General features: G+C 73.4%; 3 protein-coding genes. 1 reads left to right on the forward strand and 2 read right to left on the reverse strand.

Going from position 1 to position 2,095, the window contains the following annotated elements; all coding sequences use genetic code 11:
• Positions 1 to 21: 21 nt before the first annotated feature.
• Positions 22 to 330 carry a DUF971 domain-containing protein gene (locus VFZ20_RS20280; RefSeq protein WP_329685760.1) on the reverse strand — a complete coding sequence of 103 codons (309 nt, stop codon included), beginning with the start codon at positions 328 to 330 and terminating at the stop codon, positions 22 to 24.
• Complete coding sequence (locus VFZ20_RS20285) at positions 327 to 1,499, reverse strand: DUF2911 domain-containing protein (RefSeq protein ID WP_329685761.1); 1,173 nt, start codon at positions 1,497 to 1,499, stop codon at positions 327 to 329. Before VFZ20_RS20285 ends, VFZ20_RS20280 begins: the two co-directional genes overlap by 4 nt.
• 153 nt (positions 1,500 to 1,652) lie before the next feature.
• On the opposite strand from VFZ20_RS20285, the gene VFZ20_RS20290 reads away from it, so the two are divergent.
• Positions 1,653 to 2,024 (forward strand): hypothetical protein, encoded by a 372-nt coding sequence (locus VFZ20_RS20290; protein WP_329685762.1) that lies wholly within the window; start codon positions 1,653 to 1,655, stop codon positions 2,022 to 2,024.
• Positions 2,025 to 2,095 lie beyond the last annotated feature (71 nt).

The following is a 2,095-nucleotide window of genomic DNA, read 5'->3' on the forward strand; positions in this document are numbered from 1 at the left end:
CCTGGGCAGACGGTGGATCGGCTATGTGCTCGGCGAGATGTCGCGCAGGTAGTCGAACGGGTAAATGCCCGTGTGGTGGCCGTCGCTCCAGTCGAAGCGGATGGCGTAGTCGCCCACGTAGTGGATGGCGCGCGGATGCACGTCCAGGGGCACGGCCGCCGGGTTGAGCAGCGGCCGGCCCGTCATCTCCTCCACGCACCCCGCGCAGGGGCACATCAGCCGAAGGTAGCGCGGCGGAAAGTCCGACACGGCGCCGTCCTTCCAGCGGATGCGCAGCTCCAGCCCGTCCGGCGTGGGGCCGATCTCCAGCGGCGTGGTCTCGTCGCTCACGGCGCGGCGGTGATGGGGACCAGGACGCGCGTGTTCTCCCACGCGATCACCAGGCTGGATCCGCCGGACGACGGCTCGAAGCGCATGGTCAGCATCTCCACGGGCGCGCCGGACGCCGTCTCGATGCGGACGGGGATGCGGGCCAGGTCCTGCGCGGCGTCGTACACCGTGCCCCACTGGCCCGTCTGCCGGTTGACGATGAGCGTCCACCCGTCCGCGGCCGGCACCGTCCACAGGGTGTAGCTGCCGGCGGGGACGCGCGTGCCGTCGATCATCACGTCGCGGTCCGTGCGGAACGCCGTGGCCTCGTTGGCGCCCGTGCGCCACACCTCGCCGAACGGCACCACCTGGCCCATGACGCGGCGCCCGCGCATGGACGGCCGGCCGTACGCCACGTTCACCGTCGCGCCGCCGATGGTGCTCGTGACGGAGTCGCGCGGCGAGAGGGTGCCCATCTGCTGGCCGGCCTGGTCGCGCCGGGCCCAGTCGGCGGCGATGGCCTGCACGTCGGCGCGGTCCACGCGCTCGATCTCGGCCTTGAAGGTGCTCTCGGGGCTGTTGGCGCCCAGCACGCGGCCGTTGCGGTCCACCCGCGCCCGCGTGACGCCGTTGGCCGAGCGGATGAGCAGCGAATCGGCGCCCTGGCGGATGAAGCTGACGCTGCCCGTGCGCGGAGCGCCCGGCGAAAGGACGGTCACGGCGGCGGAGTCCAGCCCGCGCGCGGCGGCGGCGCGGATCACCGGCTCGGCCAGGCCGTACGCGTTGAAGACCCAGGGCGCCACGTCGGGCCCGGCGGCCACCTTGACCTCGCGCACGGTGTCGCCGCGGACGATGCGCACGGACGCGCTGTCGGCCGTGGGCGCGCCCATGGTCATGGTGATGACCTGCGGCAGCAGCTCCGGCGCGGAGGGGATGCGCGTTTCCATCCGCAGGCTGGCGATGCTGCCGTCGGGGCGCAGCTCGGCGCTGTAGGTGCGGATGGAGGTGCGCGGCGTGCGACCCACGAGGGTGCCCTCGATGCGGGTGGCCGAGCGCGTGAACTGGTCCACGACGACGGTGTCGCGCCCCAGGCGGATGACGTAGGCGCCGCTTTCCTGCGCGGCGGCGGGCGCGGCGGCCAGCGAAAGGGCGAGCGCGGCCAGGGCGATGCGGCCCGGGTGCGGAATCATTGTGTGGCTCCTGTACGTGGTGTCCGTGCGGATGCGTTGTGGCGGCGCTGCAAGGTGCTGGCGGCGCGGCGCCGGGACAAGGGCGGCGGCCCGGCGGTTGCACGGCGGGCGCGCTCCGGCGGTTCTTTCTGGGGACGGACGTGAGGAGGATGGATGGCGTACGGGGTGATCCAGTGGGTGGAGCGGGGGCAGCGCGTGGCCACGCTGGTGCGCGCGGAGAACGGCCAGCCCACGGGCGCGGACGGGCTGATGGACGTGCTGGCGGCGTTCATCGAGGAGACGTCGCCGCGGATGCTTCGGCAGGGCTCGCCGGGGGCGCTGTACCTGGCGGAGCTGTTCACGGCCCGTGAGGTGGAGGCGGGGCGGCCCGTCCGCGTGGTGGGCGGCGCGGGCGCGCTGGGGATCTCGGCGGACGAGGTGCAGGCGCTCAGCGGCGACGGCTACTTCTACGAGCTGAGCGTCCCCGCGGAAGGCGACCGCAGCCCGCCGACCATTCACATGAGCCCCCTGCGGCCGCTGGCGTGAGGGCGGTGCGGAAGTGCGAAAGTGCGGAAGTGCGGAAGTGCGGAAGTGCGGAAGTGCGGAAGTGCGGAAGT

Source organism: Longimicrobium sp. (genome assembly GCF_036280135.1).
Taxonomy (GTDB): Bacteria; Gemmatimonadota; Gemmatimonadetes; order Longimicrobiales; family Longimicrobiaceae; genus Longimicrobium.

Bases quoted from the DNA above. Each gene is read 5' to 3' on its own strand.
- VFZ20_RS20285 (WP_329685761.1), bottom strand. From the start codon at position 1,499: ATGATTCCGCACCCGGGCCGCATCGCCCTGGCCGCGCTCGCCCTTTCG.
- VFZ20_RS20290 (WP_329685762.1), top strand. From the start codon at position 1,653: ATGGCGTACGGGGTGATCCAGTGGGTGGAGCGGGGGCAGCGCGTGGCC.